Raw genomic sequence first — 17,811 nt, 5'->3', positions numbered from 1 at the left:
GACCGATGGCCAGCGCCAGCTACGACGCCCGCCGGGGCGAGCTGACCACCTACTTCGACCGCACCGCGGTCGAGGCGTGGTCGCGCCTGACGTCGGACGCGCCCGTGAGCCGGATCCGCGCCACCGTGCGGGCCGGGCGCGACGCCATGCGGGCGACGCTGCTCTCCTGGCTCCCGGCCGACATGACCGGCCTGCGGCTGCTCGATGCCGGCTGCGGCACCGGGGCGCTCAGCGTCGAGGCGGCCCGGCGCGGCGCGGAAGTGGTGGCGATCGACGTCTCGCCGACGCTGATCGGGCTCGCGCAGGAGCGGTTGCCGGCGATCTCCGGAGCCGGCCGCATCGACTTCCGCGTCGGCGACATGCTCGATCCGGCGCTCGGCCGGTTCGACCACGTCGTGGCGATGGACTCGCTGATCCACTACCGCGCCGCCGACATCGCCCGGGCGCTGGCGGTTCTGGGTGCGCGCGCGGACGGCTCGGTGCTGTTCACCGTGGCGCCCCGCACGGCGCTGCTAACCGTGATGCACGCCGCCGGGAAGTTCTTCCCGCGCGGCGACCGCTCGCCTTCCATCGTGCCGGTGACCGAGGGCGGGCTGCGGCGGCGAATCGCCTCGGAGAGGGCCCTCGACGGCTTCGCCTGGACGCAGAGCCACCGGATCAACAGCGGGTTCTACCTGTCGAACGCGGTCGCGCTCAGGCGCGCGTCCCCTCTCCCCCGCGAGGCGTCCGGTAGAGGCCTCCGATGAGCCCCGCCCAGAGACTCACAGCCGCCCTGATGCGCCTCGGCCCGGCGGTACTGCCCTTCGCGGATGCCGCCACCGTCGAGCTGCCGCTGGGCCGCCTCCTGCGCCTCGCCCTGTTCCAGGTCACCGTCGGCATGGCCGCGGTGCTGCTGATCGGCACCCTCAACCGGGTGATGATCGTCGAGCTCGGCGTCCCGGCCTGGATCGTCGCGATGATGCTGGCGCTGCCGCTGGTCTTCGCCCCCTTGCGGGCGCTGGTCGGCTTCCGCTCGGACACGCACCGCTCGGTGCTGGGCTGGCGGCGCGTGCCCTACATCTGGTTCGGCACGCTGCTCCAGTTCGGCGGGCTGGCGATCATGCCGTTCGCCCTGCTGATCCTGTCGGGCGACACGACCGGGCCGCTCTGGGTCGGCGACCTCGCGGCGGCGCTCGCCTTCCTGCTGGTCGGCGCGGGCCTGCACACGACCCAGACGGTCGGGCTGGCGCTCGCCACCGATCTGGCCCCCGCGCATGCCCGCCCGAAGGTGGTGGCACTGCTCTGCGCGGCGCTCCTGTTCGGCATGATGGCGAGCGCGGTGATGTTCGGCCTGTTCCTGGCCCATTTCTCCCCGGTGCGGCTGATCCAGGTGATCCAGGGCGCGGCGCTGGTCACGATCATCCTCAACGGGTTCGCCCTCTGGAAGCAGGAGCCGCGCGATCCGAACCGGACGCGGACGGCGCCGCAGCGGGACTTCCGGTCCTCCTGGCGGGCCTATGCGGGTGAGGGCACCGCCCGGCGCCGCCTCGTGGCGATCGGGCTCGGCACGGCCGGTTTCTCCATGCAGGACATCCTGCTCGAACCCTATGGCGGTCAGATCCTGCACCTCTCGGTCGCCGCCACCACGGCGCTGACCGCGCTGCTGGCCGCCGGCGGCGGGCTCGGCCTGCTGGTCGCGGCGCGCTGGCTCGGCCGCGGGGGCGACCCGTTCCGCGTCTCCGCGGTGGGCGTCGGGATCGGGATCCTGGCCTTCTCGGCGGTGGTCTTCGCCGCCCCGCTCGCCTCCGCCGACCTGTTCGCCGCGGGCGTGAGCCTGATCGGGCTCGGCGGCGGCCTGTTCGCCCACGGCACGCTCACCGCCTCGATGAACCGCGCCGGCCCCGAGGATACCGGGCTGGCGCTCGGCGCCTGGGGCGCCGTGCAGGCGACCGCGGCCGGCCTCTCGATCGCGGCGAGCGGCGTCGTTCGCGACGTCGGCGGCGCCATCGCCCAGTCGGGGGTGCTCGGCGAGGGCATGAACGAGCCCGCCATCGGCTACCTCATCGTCTACCACATCGAGATCGCCCTGCTGTTCGCGGCCCTCCTCGCCCTGGGGCCGCTGGTGCGGGAGGACGCGCGGGCAGGGACGCAACACCGACTCGGCGGCGATCTTGCCGGCCGGACGGCCTGAGATACGGGGAGGTCAGCCATGCCAACCGGCGCACTCACGGGTTACGTCGACGTCGCCCAGGTCGTGCTCTACGCGTTCTTCATCTTCTTCGCGGGGCTGGTCTTCTGGCTGCGCCGCGAGGACCGGCGCGAGGGCTACCCGCTGGAGAACGAGGCGGTCGGCCGCCGCAAGGCGGACGACCCGATCCTGATCCCGCGCTCCAAGGCCTTCCACCTCCCCGGCGGTGAGACGACCTACGCGCCGCAGGCGGTCCATGGCCGGGACGACATCGAGACCGGCATCCCGGCCCGCAAGGTCGAGCCCTGGCCCGGTGCGCCCTACGAGCGCACGGAGACGTCGCTCCAGGCCGGCGTCGGCCCCGGCTCCTGGGTGCTGCGGCACGACGTGCACGACCGGACCTGGGACGACGAGATCCGCATCGTGCCCCTGCGGGTGGCGAAGAACTTCGTCATCCACGAGGACGGCCCGAATCCGATCGGCATGACGGTGTTCGGCACCGACAGCGCCGTCGCGGGCGTGATCAGCGACGTCTGGGTCGACCGCGGCGAGTCGCTGATCCGCTACTACGAGGTCGAGCTCCCGACGGGCGGGCGCCGGCTGATGCCGACCACGTTCTGCCGGGCCGGCGGCTTCACCAAGACGGTGACGACCGAGGCGCTGCTCGCCAGCCAGTTCGCCGACATCCCGGCCACCCGCGACCCCGACAGCGTGACCTTCCTGGAGGAGGAGCGGATCATCTCGTATTTCGGCGCCGGCACGCTCTACGCGACGCCGGCCCGGGCGGAGCCCCTGATATGAGCGGCGACTTCCTCCCCGAAGGCACCCTGCGAGGCCTGCCCGGCCCGCTGCCGGCGGGCGAGCGCATCCTCTGGCAGGGTGCGCCGACCACCGCGGGCCTGCTGGTCCGGGTGTTCCACGCCCGCCTCGTGATCGCGTGGTTCTCGGTCTGCGCCCTGGCCTTCGGCCTCGCGGCGGGCTCGCCCGCCGCGGCGATGAGGGTGGTGGGACCGACCCTGGTGATCGGCGCCGGCGCCGTCGCGCTGCTCTGGCTGCTCGCCTGGCTCACCCACCGGACGACGCTCTACACGGTGACCAACCGCCGCGTCGTGCTGCAGGCCGGCATCGCCCTGCCGGTGACCCACAACCTGCCCTTCGCGCAGATCGAGACCGCGGCCCTGCGCGCCTTCACGGATGGCAGCGGCGACCTGCCGCTGCGGTTGCGGCCGGGCCTCCGGATCGCCTACCTTCACATCTGGCCGCATGTCCGGCCCTGGCATCTCGCCCGGACCGAACCCATGCTGCGCTCGGTGCCGGACGCGGACGCCGCGGCGGCGCTGCTGGCACGCGCCCTCGAGGCCCATGCCGACGGCACAGCGCCGCCGGTCCGGGTGGCGCGTCTCGGCCGAGCGGACGAGAATCCCGGTCGCCTCGTCGCGGCCGAATAGGGAGGGGCACGATGGGCGAGCGGGCGGAGGGCGCCGGCCGGGCCATGGCGGTCGCGGGACCGGCACCGGCGCTGCTGATGATCGGCGCCGGCGCGCTGATGGGCTTCACCATGCTGGCGGTCCTGATCGGCCGGAGCGAGAAGGTCGGCCTCGTCGCCCTGCCGCCGGCCAAGGTTGTGGAGCGTCTCGAGTTCCGCGCCGAGGATCAGGTCGACGGCTCGATCGCCCTGCGGGACGTCGCCGACCGGCACATCGTCGCCTGGATCCGCCCCGGCGAGGACGGATTCCTGCGCGGGACGCTGCGGGGCCTCGCCCAGGCGCGCCAGCGGGAGGGCCTCGGCCCCGAGAAGCCGTTCAGCCTGACCCGCTACGACGACGGCCGCCTCGCGCTGGCCGACGAGGCCACCGGCCGCCGGGTGCCCCTGGAGGCCTTCGGGCCGACCAATGCCGGGGCCTTCGCCCGGCTGATGCCCGCGCCGGGCGCGCCCGCCACGGAGGCGCGGTGATGGGCCTGTTCGGCAGCCGCACCGTCACCGTGCCCTGCACGGTGGAGATCGAGCAGACGCCCGAGAGCCTGCACGCGCACGTGACCCTCGATGCCGGCTTCGAGATCGAGCCCGGCGACGCGGTCCAGGTCCACGACGCGCCGACCTCGGTGCCCTACGGCGAGCGCCTCACCGTGCGGCGCACCGCCACGATCACCCGCGCTGGCCCGCTGGAGCGGGCCTGGACCAAGCTCATCGCCCATCTCGAGCTGACCGAACTCTACGAGGTCAGCTTCTCCGAGAGGAGGAAGCTGTGAACGCACCCGTCGCGCCCCCCACCGGCCAGCCCGTTCCGAAGACTCCGGTCAACGAGTCGACCAAGGCCGCCCAGGAGACGACCTTCCTCAGCCCGCGCTTCTACACGACCGATTTCGACGAGCTCGACCGGACCAACGTCGAGCCGGTGCGGCGCGACTGGGACATCCTGATCGCCGAGCTGCGCTCCGACCCGAACAAGCGCCACTTCACCCGCAACGAGGAGTTCGACTGCGACCTGTCGCGGATGGAGCCCGAGCTGCGGAAGGAGTTCTTGGATTTTCTGGTCTCGTCGATCACCGCCGAGTTCTCGGGCTGCGTCCTCTACGCCGAGATGCGCAAGCGCGCGAAGAACAAGGACATCAAGGAGCTGTTCGGCTTCATGAGCCGCGACGAGGCGCGCCACGCGGGTTTCATCAACGACACGCTCAAGGATTTCGGCATCGGCGTGGACCTGGGCTTCCTCACCAAGTCAAAGAAATACACGTTCTTCCGGCCGAAATTCATCTTCTACGCCACCTATCTCTCCGAGAAGATCGGCTACGCCCGCTACATCACGATCTTCCGCGAGCTGGAGCGGCACCCGGAGCGGCGCATCCACCCGATCTTCAAGTGGTTCGAGCTGTGGTGCAACGACGAGTTCCGCCACGGCGAGGCCTTCGCGCTGCTGATGCGCGCCAACCCGAAGCTGACGAGCGGCGTGAACCGCTACTGGATCCGGTTCTTCCTGCTGGCGGTCTTCGCGACCATGTACGTGCGCGACCATCACCGCCCGGCCTTTCACGCGGCGCTCGGGGTCGATCCCAGCGACTACGACTTCAAGGTCTTCCGGATCACCTCGGAGATCTCCCGCCAGACCTTCCCGCTGGAGCTCGATATCGACAACCCGAAGTTCAAGGCGGGGCTCGACCGGCTGCTCGCCTGCTCGCGGGCGATCGCCGACGCCAAGGCGCGGGGCGGCCTCGTCGGCAAGGCCCTGCAGGGCCTCCACGCCGCGCGCGCGGCCGTGACCTTCGCGCGGCTCTATCTCCTGCCCGTCAAGGCCAACGCCCTGCCGGCCGACATCCGCCTCCAGCCGGTCTGGTAGCATGGGGACCTACGCCGCCCCGGTCCTGTACGCGGTCCTGCTCTGGTGGTTCTCCACCGGGCTGATCCTGCTGCTCGACCACGCCCCGCGGCGGACGCATCCGTGGAGCATGGCCGGGGCGACCCTGCTGCTCGCCGGCGCCCTGGTGGCGATCCGGTCCAGCGCCGCCGACACGAGCGCCACGGGGGCCTACACGGCCTTCACGGCCGCGCTCGTCGTCTGGGGCTGGCAGGAGATGAGCTACTACATGGGCTTCCTGTCGGGCCCGCGGCCCGTCGCCTGCGCGCCGAGCGTGCGCGGGCTTGACCGGTTCCTCGCCGCGCTCGCCACCAGCCTGTGGCACGAATTCGCCATCGTGGTCGGCGGGGTCGCGATCCTGGCGCTGGTCTGGGGCAGCCCCAACCGGTTCGCCCTGTGGACCTACGGCACGCTCGTGGTGATGAACCTGTCGGCGCGGCTCAACCTGTTCCTCGGGGTGCGCAACCTGCACGCCGAGTTCCTGCCGGACCATCTCGGCTACCTCGCCTGCTACCTGTCCCGGAAGCCGATGAACCTGCTGTTCCCGGTCTCGGTGAGCCTCGGGACCATCGCGGCGGCCCTGCTCGGGCGCGCGGCGCTCGGCGCCGACCTGCTCGAGCACGAGCTGATCGGCTTCACGGTCCTGGCGACGCTGACCGCGCTCGCCACCCTGGAGCACTGGTTCCTGATGCTGCCGCTGCCCTCGGCGGAGCTGTGGCGCTGGAGCCTGCCGGCCCGGGCACCCGGGGAGGCGGCCGGACCGCCGGACCACGTGTAGGCCGAGGGATCATCGCGGGGCGACGCACGTCCACCAATCTGGAACTGGTCTTGTGCGAAGTCCGGTGTCACAGGCGGGATCAACCCGCAGGATTTGTTCGGGGAGAGGCGACATGGATTACGAGACCTTCTTCGAAGGCGAGATCGCCGGGCTCCACCGGGAGGGCCGCTACCGGGTCTTCACCGACCTCGAGCGCCACGCGGGCAACTTCCCGCACGCCACCCACCACCACGCGGCCGGCACCCGGCCCGTGACGGTCTGGTGCTCCAACGACTATCTCGGCATGGGCCAGCACCCGACCGTCACGGGGGCGATGCACGAGGCGATCGACCGCTGCGGCGCCGGCGCCGGCGGCACCCGCAACATCTCGGGCACGAACCACTACCACGTGCTGCTGGAGCGCGAGCTCGCCGACCTCCACGGCAAGGAGGCGGCCCTGCTGTTCACCTCCGGCTACGTGTCGAACTGGGCGGCGCTCGGCACCCTGGCGTCGCGCCTGCCGAACTGCGCGGTCTTCTCCGATTCCGAGAACCACGCCTCGATGATCGAGGGCATCCGGTTCTCCCGCGCCGAGCGCCACATCTTCCGCCACAACGATCCGGAGGACCTGAACCGCAAGCTCGCGCTGGTCGACCCGGCCCGGCCGAAGCTGGTGGCCTTCGAGTCGGTCTACTCGATGGACGGCGACATCGCGCCGATCGCCGAGATCTGCGACGTGGCCGAGGCCCACGGGGCGCTCACCTACCTGGACGAGGTCCACGCGGTCGGCCTCTACGGCGCGCGCGGCGGCGGCATCTCGGAGCGGGACGGCGTGGCCCACCGGCTCGACGTGATCGAGGGCACGCTCGGCAAGGCCTTCGCGGTGCACGGCGGCTACATCACGGCGTCCGAGAAGCTCTGCGACTTCGTGCGCAGCTTCGCGTCGGGCTTCATCTTCACGACCTCGCTGCCTCCGGCCGTGGCGGCGGGCGCGGCGGCGAGCATCCGCCACCTCAAGGAGAGCGGCACCGAGCGCGCCCGGCATCAGGAGCGCGTGGCGAAGGTCCGGCAGGCCCTGGAGGCCGCCGACATCCCGACCATGCCGAACGACAGCCACATCGTGCCGGTGATGGTCTGCGACCCCGTGCTCTGCAAGGGGATCTCCGACACCCTGCTCGACGAGTTCGGCATCTACGTGCAGCCGATCAACTACCCGACGGTCGCGCGCGGCACCGAGCGCCTGCGGATCACGCCGTCGCCGCTGCACACGGATGCCGACATCGCGCGTCTGGTCCAGGCGCTCACCACGATCTGGGGGCGGATCGGGCTGCGGCAGAAGGCGGCGGAGTAGGGCTTCCCTTCTCCGCATCACACCCTCATCCTGAGGTACCCGCGCCAGCGGGCCTCGAAGGAGGGCTCCAGCCAGCCGCGCGTTTCCTCGAAGCCTCCTTCGAGGTCTTCGCCGCGCCGCGGCACCTCAGGATGAGGGGGTGGGTCGAATGCCCCCGCAGCATCGAGTCATCGCGTGCCCACCTTCCCCTTCTCGGCCATCGTCGGCCAGGACGAGATGCGCCAGGCGCTGCTGATCGCGGCGGTGGACCCGGCGGTCGGCGGCGTGCTGGTCTTCGGCGACCGCGGCACCGGCAAGTCCACGGCGATCCGGGCGCTGGCCGCCCTGCTGCCGCCGATGCGGGCGGTGGTCGGCTGCCCGTACAATTGCGATCCGGACAGCCCGGCGGAATCCTGTCCGCACTGCGCGGCGGGCGGCCCGCGCAAGAGTCACAAGAAGCCGGTGCCGGTGGTGGACCTGCCCCTCGGCGCCACCGAGGATCGGGTCGTCGGCACCCTCGACCTGGAGCGGGCGCTCGGCGCCGGCGTGAAGGCCTTCGAGCCGGGGCTGCTGGCCCGGGCCAACCGCGGCTTCCTCTACATCGACGAGGTCAACCTGCTCGAGGATCACCTCGTCGACCTGCTGCTCGACGTGGCGGCCTCCGGCGTCAACACGGTCGAGCGCGAGGGCCTGTCGCTCCGCCACCCGGCGCGGTTCGTCCTCGTCGGCTCCGGCAACCCGGAGGAGGGGGAGCTGCGGCCGCAGCTCCTCGACCGGTTCGGGCTGGCCTGCGAGGTCACGACCCCGAAGGACATCCCCACCCGCATCGCGGTGGTGCGCGCCCGCGACGCCTACGAGCGCGACCCGGAGGGTTTCGTCGCGGCGCGCGCGGGTGACGAGCGCAAGATCCAGAAGAGAATTCTGCTGGCGCGGGAGCGCCTGCCATCGGTCACCGTGCCGGATACCGCCCTGGAGCGCGCGGCGCGGCTCTGCCTCGCCCTCGGGACGGATGGCTTGCGCGGAGAACTGACTCTGATGCGCACCGCCCGGGCGCTCGCGGCGCTCGACGGCGCCGCGATGGTCACCGACGACCACCTCCGGCGCATCGCCCCGGCCGCCCTGCGCCACCGGCTGCGGCGCAACCCGCTGGACGAATCCGGATCCACCGCCCGGGTGGAGCGGGCGCTGGCGGAGGTATTCGCGTGACTGCATCGCTGCGCGCCCCCCAAGGGCGAGGGCGTTCATCGCGCGGCTCCGGCCGGGGCGGCTCAGAACGGAGCGCGGGTCCCCTCTCCCGGGCGAGAGCGAGTCATGGTGAGAGATCGGGTTTCTTCGGAGGAGGCGCGCCCTGGTCGCGCGTCGGCGGCGCGCTCGATCCTGAACCATCTCGTCCCTCACCCCAACCCTCTCCCGCACGGGAGAGGGAGCTTGTGGCGCCCCTTCGGCTGCGTTGCGGTTCGATCGACGCGTGCGGCCTCCGCAGCCCGGTCGGGAGAGGGCTCCTGCGCCGTGCTCAACCCGATGCGTGACCCTCCAGGCTCGCCCGAAGCGGATGGGATGACGGCCGGCCCCTGGGCCGATGCCCGCCTCGCCGCCCGGCTTCTCGCCAGCGACCCGCACGGGTTCGGCGGCGCGGTGCTACGGGCCCCCGCCGGGCCGGTGCGCGAGCGCTGGCTCGACATCCTGCGGGCGGCGCTGCCCCCGGGAACGCCCTGGCGGCGCCTGCCGCCCGGCATCGGCGACGACGGCCTGCTCGGCGGCCTCGACCTCGCCGCGACCCTGGCGGCGGGCCGACCCGTCGCGCGGGCCGGCCTGCTCGCGGAGGCCGATGGCGGGATCGTCGTCGTGCCCATGGCCGAGCGCCTCGCGCCCGGCACCGCGTCCCGCATCGCCGCCGCCCTCGACACCGGCACGGCCTCGGAGCGGAGCGCCCGCTTCGGCCTGATCCTGCTCGACGAGGGCGTGGCGGACGAGGCCGTCGCCGAGGCGCTGGCCGATCGCCTCGCCTTCCGGGTCGACCTGAGCGGGCTCGGCCTCGCGGAGGCCGCGGCGGCCGCGCCGGAACCCGCCCCGGGCGCGCCGGAGCCCGACCCGGTCGGCAGCCTCTGCGCCCTGGCCGAGGCCTTCGGGATCGCGTCGCTGCGCGGCCCGATCCTGGCGGCGCGGGTGGCGCGCGCCCTCGCGGGAGACGGGCCGGTCGGCCAGGCGGCGATCGTGGCGGCCGGGCGCCTCGTCCTGGCGCCGCGCGCCGCGCGCCTGCCCGCACCGGAGCAGCCCGCACCCGAGACCGCGGAGCCGCCGCCGGCGGAGCCGCCCGAGCCGAACGACGCGGAGGCGTCGGACCCGGCCGCCGCGGAGGCGCCCGACGACGTCGTGCTGGAGGCGGTGCGCGCCGCGATCCCGCCGAACCTCCTCGACCAGCTGCTGGCGGGCGCGCAGCGTCTCCCGGCCGCGAAGGCCGGCCGGGTCGGGCAGGCCGCCTCGGCCCGCACCGGGCGCCCTGTCGGCAGCCGGCGGGGCGACCCGCGGCGGGGGCGGCTCGACCTGCTCGCCACCCTGCGGACGGCGGCGCCCTGGCAGGCCCTGCGGCGCGGCGCGGAGGAGACGCGCCGCATCGTGGTGCGGCGGGACGACCTGCGGATCCGGATCCTCAAGCAGCGGACCGAGACCACCACGGTGTTCTGCGTGGACGCCTCGGGCTCGGCCGCCCTGGAGCGGCTGGCGGAGGCCAAGGGCGCGGTCGAGCTGCTGCTGGCCGAGGCATATGTCCGCCGGGACCGGGTGGCACTGGTGGCGTTCCGCGGCGCCGGCGCGGACCTGGTCCTGCCGCCGACCCGGTCGCTCACCCGGGCCAAGCGCGGGCTGTCGGGACTGCCGGGCGGGGGCGGGACGCCGCTCGCGGCGGGGATCGACGCCGCGGTGGCGGTGGCGCTGGGCGTGCGCCGCGGCGGCAGCCGGCCGGCGATCGTGCTGCTGACCGACGGGCGCGCCAATGTCGCGCGGTCGGGGGAGGGCGGTCGTGCCCGGGCGGGCGCGGAGGCCCTGCAGGCGGCCCGCGCCCTGCGCGCGGCCGGGCTGCCAGCCCTCGTGGTCGATACCGGCACCCGGGGCGACGAGGCCCGTTCAGTCGCGGACGCGATGGGCGCCCGCTACCTGAAGCTGCCGCGGGCCGAGGCCGGCCAGCTCAGCGCGGCGGTGCGCGCGGCGCTCTGAGCGCCGCGCGCGTCACCACCGGGGCAGGGTGTCAGAGGTCGCCGCCGATGCCGCTGTCGGCGAGGCGCTGGTGGTGGGCGAGCCAGGAGTTCAGCATCTCGCGAACGATGGCCTTGAGGCTCCAGCCGCCGGAGACCGGGGCGGCGATGTTCTGGGTCGAGGAGGTGAAGAGGATCATGGCCTTCTCCGGAGTTGGTGGACGCGTCTTGTTCTTGCTCGCCCGTGATATGCCGTCGCTGTTGCAGCGCAGCAATCGGTCTCCGCTCACCGGTGGCATGCGGCCGCCGCATGGGATTGTTCAATATTACGAAATACTTCCGGCCATGAACGATAGCGCCGCCATCACCTCCGGATCGTCCGGGGATGCCGCAGTGCAGGATACGGGCGCATGCTGACCGGTTTCGACGCGGACCGGCCGGACTGGGCCGTGGAGGGCCGGGACTGGCCCCATCGAGAGGCCAGCCGCTTCGTGGAGGCGGCCGGACTGCGCTGGCACGTCCAGGAATTCGGGTCTCCGGACGCCCCGACGCTGCTGCTGCTGCACGGGACGGGGGCGGCCACGCATTCGTGGCGCGGGCTGGCGCCGCTCCTCGCGCGCGACTTCTTCGTGATCGCCCCGGACCTGCCGGGCCACGGCTTCACGGATCCGCTGCGCGACGCCGACCTGTCCCTGCCCGGCATGGCCCGGGCCGTGGCCGGCCTCGTGGCGGCGCTCGGCCGGCCGCCGGTCCTGGCGGCGGGCCACTCGGCCGGCGCCGCCGTTCTCGCGCGGATGTGCCTCGACGGCGCCATCGCACCGCGGCTGCTGGCCGCCTTCAACGGCGCCCTGGCGCCGCTGCCGGGGGCGGCGAACCTGCTGTTCCCCAGCATGGCGCGGCTGCTGTTCCTCAACCCGTTCACCCCGCGGATCTTCGCCTGGACGGCGGACCGGTCCGCGGCCAAGCGGCTGATCGAGGGGACCGGCTCGCGCCTCGACCCGGAGGGGGTCGACCTCTACCGGCGGCTCTTCGCCCGGGCCGGCCATGTCCGCGGGGCGCTGGGCATGATGGCGAACTGGGATCTCGCCGGGCTGCACCGGGCGCTGCCCGGCCTCGCGACCCGGACCCTGCTGATCGTCGGCGGCGACGACAAGGCGATCCTGCCGGACACCGCCTTCGGCCTGCGGGACCGCCTGCCCGACGCCCGCGTCCGCCTGATCCGCGGGCTGGGCCACCTCGCCCACGAGGAGGCGCCGGAGCGCGTGGCCGAGGTGCTCCGCGCCGAGGCTTCGGACGCGGGCGTTCTGTCGCCGCCGTGAGCCGGACAGGACTGGCGCCGGCCTTGCGTGGGTCGTAGAGCCTGCCGCGGAGCGCGGCAGCCGCCGCGCGGCCAGGGCAGGATCGAGGAGCAGCCGGGACGATGGCGAGACCCGTGATCGGCGTCATCGGCAACGCGCGCCTGATCGACAGCCGCTTCCCGGCACAGATCGTCGGCGAGAACAACATGCGGGCGGTCGCCGCGGTGGCCGGCGCCCTGCCGCTGATGTTCGCCGCCGTCCCGGCGATCACCGACCTCGGCGACCTCCTCGACACCGTGGACGGCGTCCTGCTCACGGGGGGCCGCGCCAACGTCCACCCGGCGCGCTTCAACACCGAGCCCTGCGCGGCGCACGAACCCTACGACGAGGATCGCGACGCCGTGGCGCTGCCGCTGATCGAGGCCTGCGTGGCGGGCGGCGTGCCGCTGTTCGGCATCTGCCGCGGCTTCCAGGAGATGAACGTCGCCTTCGGGGGCAGCCTGCACCCGGAGATCCGCGATCTGCCGGGCCGGCTCAACCACCGCATGCCGCGCCTCGCGAACGGCGAGATCCACCCGGACCTGGAACTGATCTTCGCGGACCGTCACGAGGTCCGGCTGACGCCCGGGGGCGCCTTCGCCCGCCTCCTGGAGCGCGAGACGATCCGGGTGAACTCCCTGCACGGCCAGGGCATCCTGGAGCCGGGCGGCCGGATCGTGGTCGAGGGCGTCGCCGAGGACGGCACGGTCGAGGCGATCCGCGTCCGCGACGCGGCGGGCTTCGCGCTGGGCGTGCAGTGGCACGCCGAGCACGATCCGGCGACCAACCCGATCAACCGCACCCTGTTCGAGGCCTTCGGGGCCGCGGCGGCGACGCGGCACCGGGCGCGAACGGCCGGGCGGGGCTGAGTCCCCCGCGCGGCGGATCGGCCCAGTCCAGGCAGCCATCGAGGCAGCCACCGGGGCAGCACAGCGCCGGAACGGCGCCTATGCCGCGAGTCTTTCCCGCCTTAACCTATGTTTATCCAGCGGCCCTGATCCACGGAATATTGGCGGATCGGCCGGACATGACTTTCCCGCATCCGGCACGATTCACCTTATCCCCCGGACGACCTGTCGCAGGACGGAACAGCGTGCGCCCGGTGGTGTTGCCGGAGTCCCGAACAGCGACCGCCTTCACGTCGAGGCCGGCCGCGCGAGAGACCGGGCAGGACACGCATGCATCTTCCCCGCGACGACCGAGAGCACCCCCGTGCCGAGGCCTTCCGCGAGTTCATCCGGAACCCGCCTTTCCCCTGCGTGGGCGCCAAGTCGGCCCTGTCGCGCGGGCGGATGCGGATCGTGGTGGCCCGGGACATCACCTCGGGCTGGGACGACATGCGGATCTACCCGGCGCTGCTCGCCTTCGTGGCGCAGTACCGCGCGCAGCCCGACCTGTTCCAGAGTTTCGCGGTCGTGTTCGAGGGTCCGGGCGATCTCTCGGAGGAAGCGTTCGAGCGGAACCTCTGGGCCCGCGCGCAATCCCTGACCGACAAGGATGCCTGGCTCGGCCAGCCCCACGATGCCCGCGTGGCCGAGGATCCCGACAACCCGCACTTCTCCCTGAGTTTCGGCGGCGAGGCGTTCTTCGTGGTCGGGCTGCACCCGCAGGCGAGCCGGCCGGCGCGGCGCTTCTCGTCGCCCGTCCTGGTCTTCAACCTGCACGCGCAGTTCGAGCGGTTGCGGGCGGAGGGGCGATACGAGAAGCTGCGCGCCGCGATCCTGGAGCGCGACGAGGCCCTCGCCGGCAGCGTGAACCCGATGCTGGCGCGCCACGGCGAGACCTCGGAGGCGCGCCAGTACAGCGGCCGGGCGGTCGACGCGGACTGGCGCTGCCCGATGAAGGGCCGACCGGCGCCGGCCCCGGAGGCGCAGGACTGGCACCCGCCGGTCCTGCCCTTCGACCGTGGCCTGCCGGGCAGCGGCGCCTGAGCCGGTCGGATCGCGGGCCTCGGAACGGAGTGAGCCAACCCACCATGTGCCAAGCCGACGTGCAGACGATCGAGCCGCGCTCCGGCGTCGCCTTCACCCTCGACCGGGGTCAGCGCCTCACGGTGATCGACCCGCGCGGGGAGCAGGTGGCCGACCTCCTCGCCTTCAACCGCCACGACACGGGGGAGGTGATCTCGTCGGGTCGGACCCTCGACTACGCCAGCCGGATCTACCTGACCACCGGAGACCCGCTCTACTCGAACCGCTCCAACGTCCTGCTGCGGATCGTCGAGGACACGGTGGGGCGGCACGATTTCCTGCTGACGCCGTGCTCGGCCGACACGTTCCGCATCATCTACGGCGACACGAACCCGCATCGCGGCTGCTTCGGCAACCTCGCGGCGGCGCTCGCCCCCTACGGCATCGCGCCGGACGCGATCCCGGTGGCGTTCAACTGCTTCATGAACGTGCCGGTCGACGGCGCGACCGGGGCGCTCACCGTGGCGCCGCCCCTCAGCCGGGCGGGGGACCGGATCGTGTTCGTGGCCGAGACCGACCTGATCATCGGGCTCACCGCCTGCTCGGCCCTGCAATCCAACAACGGCAGCTTCAAGCCGATCCACTACAGCGTCAGCGCGTAGCTGCGGGCCGGCGAACGTCCCGGTTCGACACCGATACTAATCCATGTAAACCTCTAGACTGTATCGCATTCGCTGATTTGGCACCGATATTCGCCCCCTGAGCGCCGGCTAACGGCCGCAGCTCTTTGCGATTTACTAACCCGATTGCACGACGTTGATGCGGTGCAGCGCCGACGGCGAGTCCATGCCGGCCGGCCGAAGGCCTCCTCTTCCGGTGCTCGGATGACCCCCACGCAGACCAGCCGCCCGCCCGCCGCCCGTGCCGCGCCGTGGCAGCGCCTCGCCGATCTCCGGCTCCGCCACAAGCTCGCGGCCGTGATGGCGCTGGTGCTCCTGGCCATCGGCGCCCTCAGCGCCCTGAGCTTCGTCGACATGCGCGGCTCGGCGCTCGAGGATCGCGCCCTGATGACCAAGCGCCTGACCGAGGTCGCGCAGAGCCTGCTCGTCCACTACGAGGCGCAGGCCCGGACGGGCCAGATGCCCGTCGCCGAGGCGCAGAAGGCCGCGCTCGCGGCGATCACCGCTCTTCGCTTCGGCAGCGAGGACTACTTCTTCGTCCTCGACGACCGGGGTCACCTGATCGCCAACGCCTTCAACGCCAAGAACGTCGGCAAGCAGGTGGTGGACCAGACCGACGTCCCCGGCGGCAAGCGCTACTTCGCCGAGATGGTCGAGACCGCCAAGCGCGACGGCTCCGGCTTCGTCGACTACATGAAGCCGCGCCCCGGCGGGGCCGTCCCGGTGGAGAAGGTCGCGAGCGTGCAGATGTTCAAGCCGTGGGGCTGGATCGTCGCCACCGGCCTGTACCGGGACGACGTCCACGCGGCCGTGCGCGACCGCGCGGTCACCATCGGCCTCTGGTCCGCCGGCCTCGCCCTGCCGATCCTGGCGCTGCTCCTGCTCGTGGGCAACAGCCTGTCCCGCCCGATCACCCGCCTGACCGCGGCGATGCGCGGCCTCGCGGACGGCGACCTCGCGGTGACGGTCGCCGACCAGCGCCGCGGCGACGAGGTCGGCGCCATGGCCCGCGCCGTCCAGGTGTTCAAGGACGCCCTGATCGCCAAGCGCGCCGCCGACGCGGCCGCCGTGGCGGAGAACGACGCGAAGATGCGCCGCGCCCAGATGCTCGACACGGTCACCGCCCGGTTCGACGCGCAGGTCAGCGCGCTGACGCAGGGCCTGTCGGCGGCCGCGGTGGAGATGGAGGCCACGGCCCGGGAGATGACGCGCACCGCCGCGCGGACCACCGACCAGTCGGTGCGCGTCGCCGCGACCTCCGAGCAGACCTCCAGCAACGTGCAGACCGTGGCGGCGGCGAGCGAGGAGATGGCGGCCTCGATCAACGAGATCGCGTCCCGCGTCGCCCAGTCCTCCGCGATGGCCGACCGGGCCGGCACGGACGTGGCCCAGACCAACGCCCTGATGCAGGTGCTCGCCCGCGGAACGGACCAGATCAGCGAGGTCATGGGCCTGATCGCCGGGATCGCCGGGCAGACCAACCTGCTGGCCCTCAACGCCACCATCGAGGCCGCGCGCGCCGGCGAGGCCGGCAAGGGCTTCGCCGTGGTGGCGGGCGAGGTGAAGGCGCTGGCCTCGCAGACGGCCCGGGCGACCGAGACCATCGCGACGCAGATCGCGGCCATCCAGAACGAGACCCGCCAGGCGGTCGAGTCGATGCGGACGATCGGCGGCACGATCGAGGAGATGCGCACGGTCGCGCTCAGCGTGGCCGCCGCCATGGAGGAGCAGGGCGCGGCGACGAGCGAGATCGTCCGCAACGTCACCCAGGCGGCACAGGGCACCCAGGCGGTGAGCACCGACATCGCCGACGTCCGGCAGGCGGCCCGCGAGACCGGCGCGGCCTCCGACCAGGTGCTCAGCGCCGCGCAGGAGCTGGCCCGCTACTCGACGAGCCTCGGCCAGGAGGTCACGACCTTCCTGGCCGCCGTGAAGGCCGCCTGAGGACGGGACGCCGACGGCCGATCGCGGGATCGGTCCGTCGGCCGCGCGGCCTCAGAGGCTGATCCGCTCCCGCACCGCGATGTCGGGGCTGGACGCGCCGCAGGTCGGCAGGCTCTCGACGGGGCCGTGCACCGCCGACGTCGTCGCCGACAGGTCGTGGTAGCAGATGCAGCCCTCCGCGAAGTAGTGGTGCACCAGGGCCTTGCGGGAGCGCTGCATGTCGGCCCGCGCAGAGCCGCCGTGCAGCAGGTTCGCGTGCCAGAACAGCACGTCGCCCTTGCGCGCCGTGAAGTAGGCCGGCGTCGCCCCGTGCTCCCGGATCTCCTGCTTGATCGCCGGCTCGTAGCGCTCGGAATAGGCGCCGTAGCCGCGCTCGCGGAACTCGTCCGTGGTGATGCCGACGTCGTGGCTGAACAGGTACGGCAGGCGGTGGGTGCCGGGATAGTAGACCAGCGGCCCCGCATCCGCGTGGATGTCCTCCATGGCGACCCAGCAGGCGGCCAGGTAGCCGAGCGGGTAGGTCGTCATGTGGATCGAGTCCGAGTGCTCGGATTGCTGGCTGCCCTTGTGGGACGCGATGGTCTGGAACGGGATCGCGGGACGGCCCAGCACCATGCTGCTGAAGTTCATCAGCACGGGATGCTTCAGCAGCCGGTCGATCGCCTCGACCTTCAGGTGCGGGTTGAGGTAGCGGCCCGGGTGCGGATCGTCCGGCGCCGCCTTCTCGGGGGCGAGGGTTAGGTCGCCGCCGGCGATCGCGGCCTCGTAGTCGGCCCAGACCTCGTCGATCGTCTCGGGATCGATCGCGCCGCGCAGGACGTAGTAGCCGTGCTCCACCCAGGACCGGCAGATCTCGGCCTGCCGGGGCGTGATCTCCCGGCGCGCGACGCGCCGCGCGACGATGTCGAGGGCGTCGGGCTGGTCGAGCCAGGGGCTCGGCCCGGATTCGGGGAAGCTCTCGGCCCGGAACACCTTGATGCAGCCGATATCGACCGGGATGTCGGCGTCGACCGTGTGCGACGGCGCGGGCGGCAGGTGGGGCGCGAGGGGCGGGACGTCGTCGCGGCCGAGGGCGAGGTTGCGCACCGTGGTCCCCACCGTGCGCGCCAGCGATGCAGCGCGCGCAAACCCCTGAGCCATCG

At 72.8% G+C, this 17,811-nt stretch carries 19 protein-coding genes; 17 read left to right on the top strand and 2 right to left on the bottom strand.

Going from position 1 to position 17,811, the window contains the following annotated elements; genetic code table 11:
• Nucleotides 1–5: 5 nt before the first annotated feature.
• The 11 genes from bchM (at nt 6) to LOK46_RS09650 (ending at nt 10,820) form a co-directional block, all read left to right on the top strand.
• A complete protein-coding gene (bchM, locus tag LOK46_RS09700) occupies nt 6–746 on the top strand; it encodes a magnesium protoporphyrin IX methyltransferase (RefSeq protein ID WP_273563576.1) in 741 nt (246 codons plus the stop codon).
• Nucleotides 743–2,170: a BCD family MFS transporter gene (locus LOK46_RS09695; RefSeq protein ID WP_273563575.1), complete on the top strand. Its 1,428-nt coding sequence runs from the start codon at nt 743–745 to the stop codon at nt 2,168–2,170. The genes bchM and LOK46_RS09695 overlap by 4 nt, the downstream gene beginning before the upstream one ends.
• 18 nt (nt 2,171–2,188) lie before the next feature.
• Nucleotides 2,189–2,968 (top strand): photosynthetic reaction center subunit H, encoded by a 780-nt coding sequence (gene puhA / locus LOK46_RS09690; RefSeq protein ID WP_273563574.1) that lies wholly within the window; start codon nt 2,189–2,191, stop codon nt 2,966–2,968.
• Nucleotides 2,965–3,615 carry a photosynthetic complex putative assembly protein PuhB gene (gene puhB / locus LOK46_RS09685; protein WP_273563573.1) on the top strand — a complete coding sequence of 217 codons (651 nt, stop codon included), beginning with the start codon at nt 2,965–2,967 and terminating at the stop codon, nt 3,613–3,615. Before puhA ends, puhB begins: the two co-directional genes overlap by 4 nt.
• Nucleotides 3,616–3,626: 11 nt before the next feature.
• Nucleotides 3,627–4,121, top strand: coding sequence for a photosynthetic complex assembly protein PuhC (gene puhC, locus LOK46_RS09680; RefSeq protein WP_273563572.1), 495 nt, complete (start codon nt 3,627–3,629; stop codon nt 4,119–4,121).
• Nucleotides 4,121–4,417 (top strand): hypothetical protein, encoded by a 297-nt coding sequence (locus tag LOK46_RS09675; RefSeq protein WP_192710362.1) that lies wholly within the window; start codon nt 4,121–4,123, stop codon nt 4,415–4,417. The genes puhC and LOK46_RS09675 overlap by 1 nt, the downstream gene beginning before the upstream one ends.
• The gene (gene acsF, locus LOK46_RS09670) at nt 4,414–5,502 is read left to right on the top strand and encodes a magnesium-protoporphyrin IX monomethyl ester (oxidative) cyclase (RefSeq protein ID WP_273563571.1); all 1,089 of its coding nucleotides are present in this window, start codon (nt 4,414–4,416) and stop codon (nt 5,500–5,502) included. Before LOK46_RS09675 ends, acsF begins: the two co-directional genes overlap by 4 nt.
• Nucleotide 5,503: 1 nt before the next feature.
• Nucleotides 5,504–6,298, top strand: coding sequence for a putative photosynthetic complex assembly protein PuhE (gene puhE / locus LOK46_RS09665; RefSeq protein WP_273563570.1), 795 nt, complete (start codon nt 5,504–5,506; stop codon nt 6,296–6,298).
• 112 nt (nt 6,299–6,410) lie between these two features.
• Nucleotides 6,411–7,628: a 5-aminolevulinate synthase gene (hemA, locus tag LOK46_RS09660; RefSeq protein ID WP_273563569.1), complete on the top strand. Its 1,218-nt coding sequence runs from the start codon at nt 6,411–6,413 to the stop codon at nt 7,626–7,628.
• Nucleotides 7,629–7,802: 174 nt separating this feature from the next.
• The gene (bchI, locus tag LOK46_RS09655) at nt 7,803–8,813 is read left to right on the top strand and encodes a magnesium chelatase ATPase subunit I (RefSeq protein ID WP_273563568.1); all 1,011 of its coding nucleotides are present in this window, start codon (nt 7,803–7,805) and stop codon (nt 8,811–8,813) included.
• A gap of 351 nt (nt 8,814–9,164) precedes the next feature.
• Entirely contained in the window at nt 9,165–10,820 is a 1,656-nt protein-coding gene (locus LOK46_RS09650) for a magnesium chelatase subunit D (RefSeq protein ID WP_273563567.1), read from the top strand.
• Between the two features lie 31 nt (nt 10,821–10,851).
• Here the strand turns inward: LOK46_RS09650 and LOK46_RS09645 are convergent, their stop codons facing one another.
• Nucleotides 10,852–10,998, bottom strand: a complete 147-nt coding sequence (locus LOK46_RS09645) for a hypothetical protein (RefSeq protein WP_012318814.1) — start codon at nt 10,996–10,998, stop codon at nt 10,852–10,854.
• On the opposite strand from LOK46_RS09645, the gene LOK46_RS09640 reads away from it, so the two are divergent.
• The 6 genes from LOK46_RS09640 to LOK46_RS09615 all read left to right on the top strand — a co-directional run bounded on the left by LOK46_RS09640 (nt 10,997) and on the right by LOK46_RS09615 (nt 16,669).
• A complete protein-coding gene (locus LOK46_RS09640) occupies nt 10,997–11,215 on the top strand; it encodes a hypothetical protein (protein ID WP_273563566.1) in 219 nt (72 codons plus the stop codon). The genes LOK46_RS09645 and LOK46_RS09640 overlap by 2 nt on opposite strands.
• Entirely contained in the window at nt 11,209–12,117 is a 909-nt protein-coding gene (bchO, locus tag LOK46_RS09635) for an alpha/beta fold hydrolase BchO (protein ID WP_273563565.1), read from the top strand. Before LOK46_RS09640 ends, bchO begins: the two co-directional genes overlap by 7 nt.
• Nucleotides 12,118–12,218: 101 nt before the next feature.
• Nucleotides 12,219–13,004 carry a gamma-glutamyl-gamma-aminobutyrate hydrolase family protein gene (locus LOK46_RS09630; RefSeq protein WP_273563564.1) on the top strand — a complete coding sequence of 262 codons (786 nt, stop codon included), beginning with the start codon at nt 12,219–12,221 and terminating at the stop codon, nt 13,002–13,004.
• Nucleotides 13,005–13,313: 309 nt separating this feature from the next.
• A complete protein-coding gene (gene gntA / locus LOK46_RS09625; RefSeq protein WP_273563563.1) occupies nt 13,314–14,066 on the top strand; it encodes a guanitoxin biosynthesis heme-dependent pre-guanitoxin N-hydroxylase GntA in 753 nt (250 codons plus the stop codon).
• 44 nt (nt 14,067–14,110) lie between these two features.
• Entirely contained in the window at nt 14,111–14,707 is a 597-nt protein-coding gene (locus tag LOK46_RS09620; RefSeq protein WP_273564572.1) for an urea carboxylase-associated family protein, read from the top strand.
• Between the two features lie 222 nt (nt 14,708–14,929).
• Nucleotides 14,930–16,669, top strand: coding sequence for a methyl-accepting chemotaxis protein (locus LOK46_RS09615; RefSeq protein WP_273563562.1), 1,740 nt, complete (start codon nt 14,930–14,932; stop codon nt 16,667–16,669).
• Nucleotides 16,670–16,720: 51 nt separating this feature from the next.
• On the opposite strand, the gene LOK46_RS09610 is transcribed toward LOK46_RS09615, so the two are convergent.
• Nucleotides 16,721–17,809, bottom strand: coding sequence for a phytanoyl-CoA dioxygenase family protein (locus LOK46_RS09610; RefSeq protein WP_273563561.1), 1,089 nt, complete (start codon nt 17,807–17,809; stop codon nt 16,721–16,723).
• Nucleotides 17,810–17,811 lie beyond the last annotated feature (2 nt).

Source organism: Methylobacterium sp. NMS14P, from assembly GCF_028583545.1.
In the GTDB taxonomy this organism is placed as follows: Bacteria; Pseudomonadota; Alphaproteobacteria; order Rhizobiales; family Beijerinckiaceae; genus Methylobacterium.
Note: the sequence above shows the minus strand (reverse complement) of the source record. Positions and strands in the feature narration are given on the sequence as shown.

Coding starts and splice junctions, on each gene's coding strand:
- bchM (WP_273563576.1), top strand. CDS start 6: ATGGCCAGCGCCAGCTACGACGCCCGCCGGGGCGAGCTGACCACCTAC.
- LOK46_RS09695 (WP_273563575.1), top strand. CDS start 743: ATGAGCCCCGCCCAGAGACTCACAGCCGCCCTGATGCGCCTCGGCCCG.
- puhA (WP_273563574.1), top strand. CDS start 2,189: ATGCCAACCGGCGCACTCACGGGTTACGTCGACGTCGCCCAGGTCGTG.
- puhB (WP_273563573.1), top strand. CDS start 2,965: ATGAGCGGCGACTTCCTCCCCGAAGGCACCCTGCGAGGCCTGCCCGGC.
- puhC (WP_273563572.1), top strand. CDS start 3,627: ATGGGCGAGCGGGCGGAGGGCGCCGGCCGGGCCATGGCGGTCGCGGGA.
- LOK46_RS09675 (WP_192710362.1), top strand. CDS start 4,121: ATGGGCCTGTTCGGCAGCCGCACCGTCACCGTGCCCTGCACGGTGGAG.
- puhE (WP_273563570.1), top strand. CDS start 5,504: ATGGGGACCTACGCCGCCCCGGTCCTGTACGCGGTCCTGCTCTGGTGG.
- hemA (WP_273563569.1), top strand. CDS start 6,411: ATGGATTACGAGACCTTCTTCGAAGGCGAGATCGCCGGGCTCCACCGG.
- LOK46_RS09650 (WP_273563567.1), top strand. CDS start 9,165: ATGACGGCCGGCCCCTGGGCCGATGCCCGCCTCGCCGCCCGGCTTCTC.
- LOK46_RS09640 (WP_273563566.1), top strand. CDS start 10,997: ATGGCCTTCTCCGGAGTTGGTGGACGCGTCTTGTTCTTGCTCGCCCGT.
- LOK46_RS09645 (WP_012318814.1), bottom strand. CDS start 10,998: ATGATCCTCTTCACCTCCTCGACCCAGAACATCGCCGCCCCGGTCTCC.
- bchO (WP_273563565.1), top strand. CDS start 11,209: ATGCTGACCGGTTTCGACGCGGACCGGCCGGACTGGGCCGTGGAGGGC.
- LOK46_RS09630 (WP_273563564.1), top strand. CDS start 12,219: ATGGCGAGACCCGTGATCGGCGTCATCGGCAACGCGCGCCTGATCGAC.
- gntA (WP_273563563.1), top strand. CDS start 13,314: ATGCATCTTCCCCGCGACGACCGAGAGCACCCCCGTGCCGAGGCCTTC.
- LOK46_RS09620 (WP_273564572.1), top strand. CDS start 14,111: ATGTGCCAAGCCGACGTGCAGACGATCGAGCCGCGCTCCGGCGTCGCC.
- LOK46_RS09615 (WP_273563562.1), top strand. CDS start 14,930: ATGACCCCCACGCAGACCAGCCGCCCGCCCGCCGCCCGTGCCGCGCCG.
- LOK46_RS09610 (WP_273563561.1), bottom strand. CDS start 17,809: ATGGCTCAGGGGTTTGCGCGCGCTGCATCGCTGGCGCGCACGGTGGGG.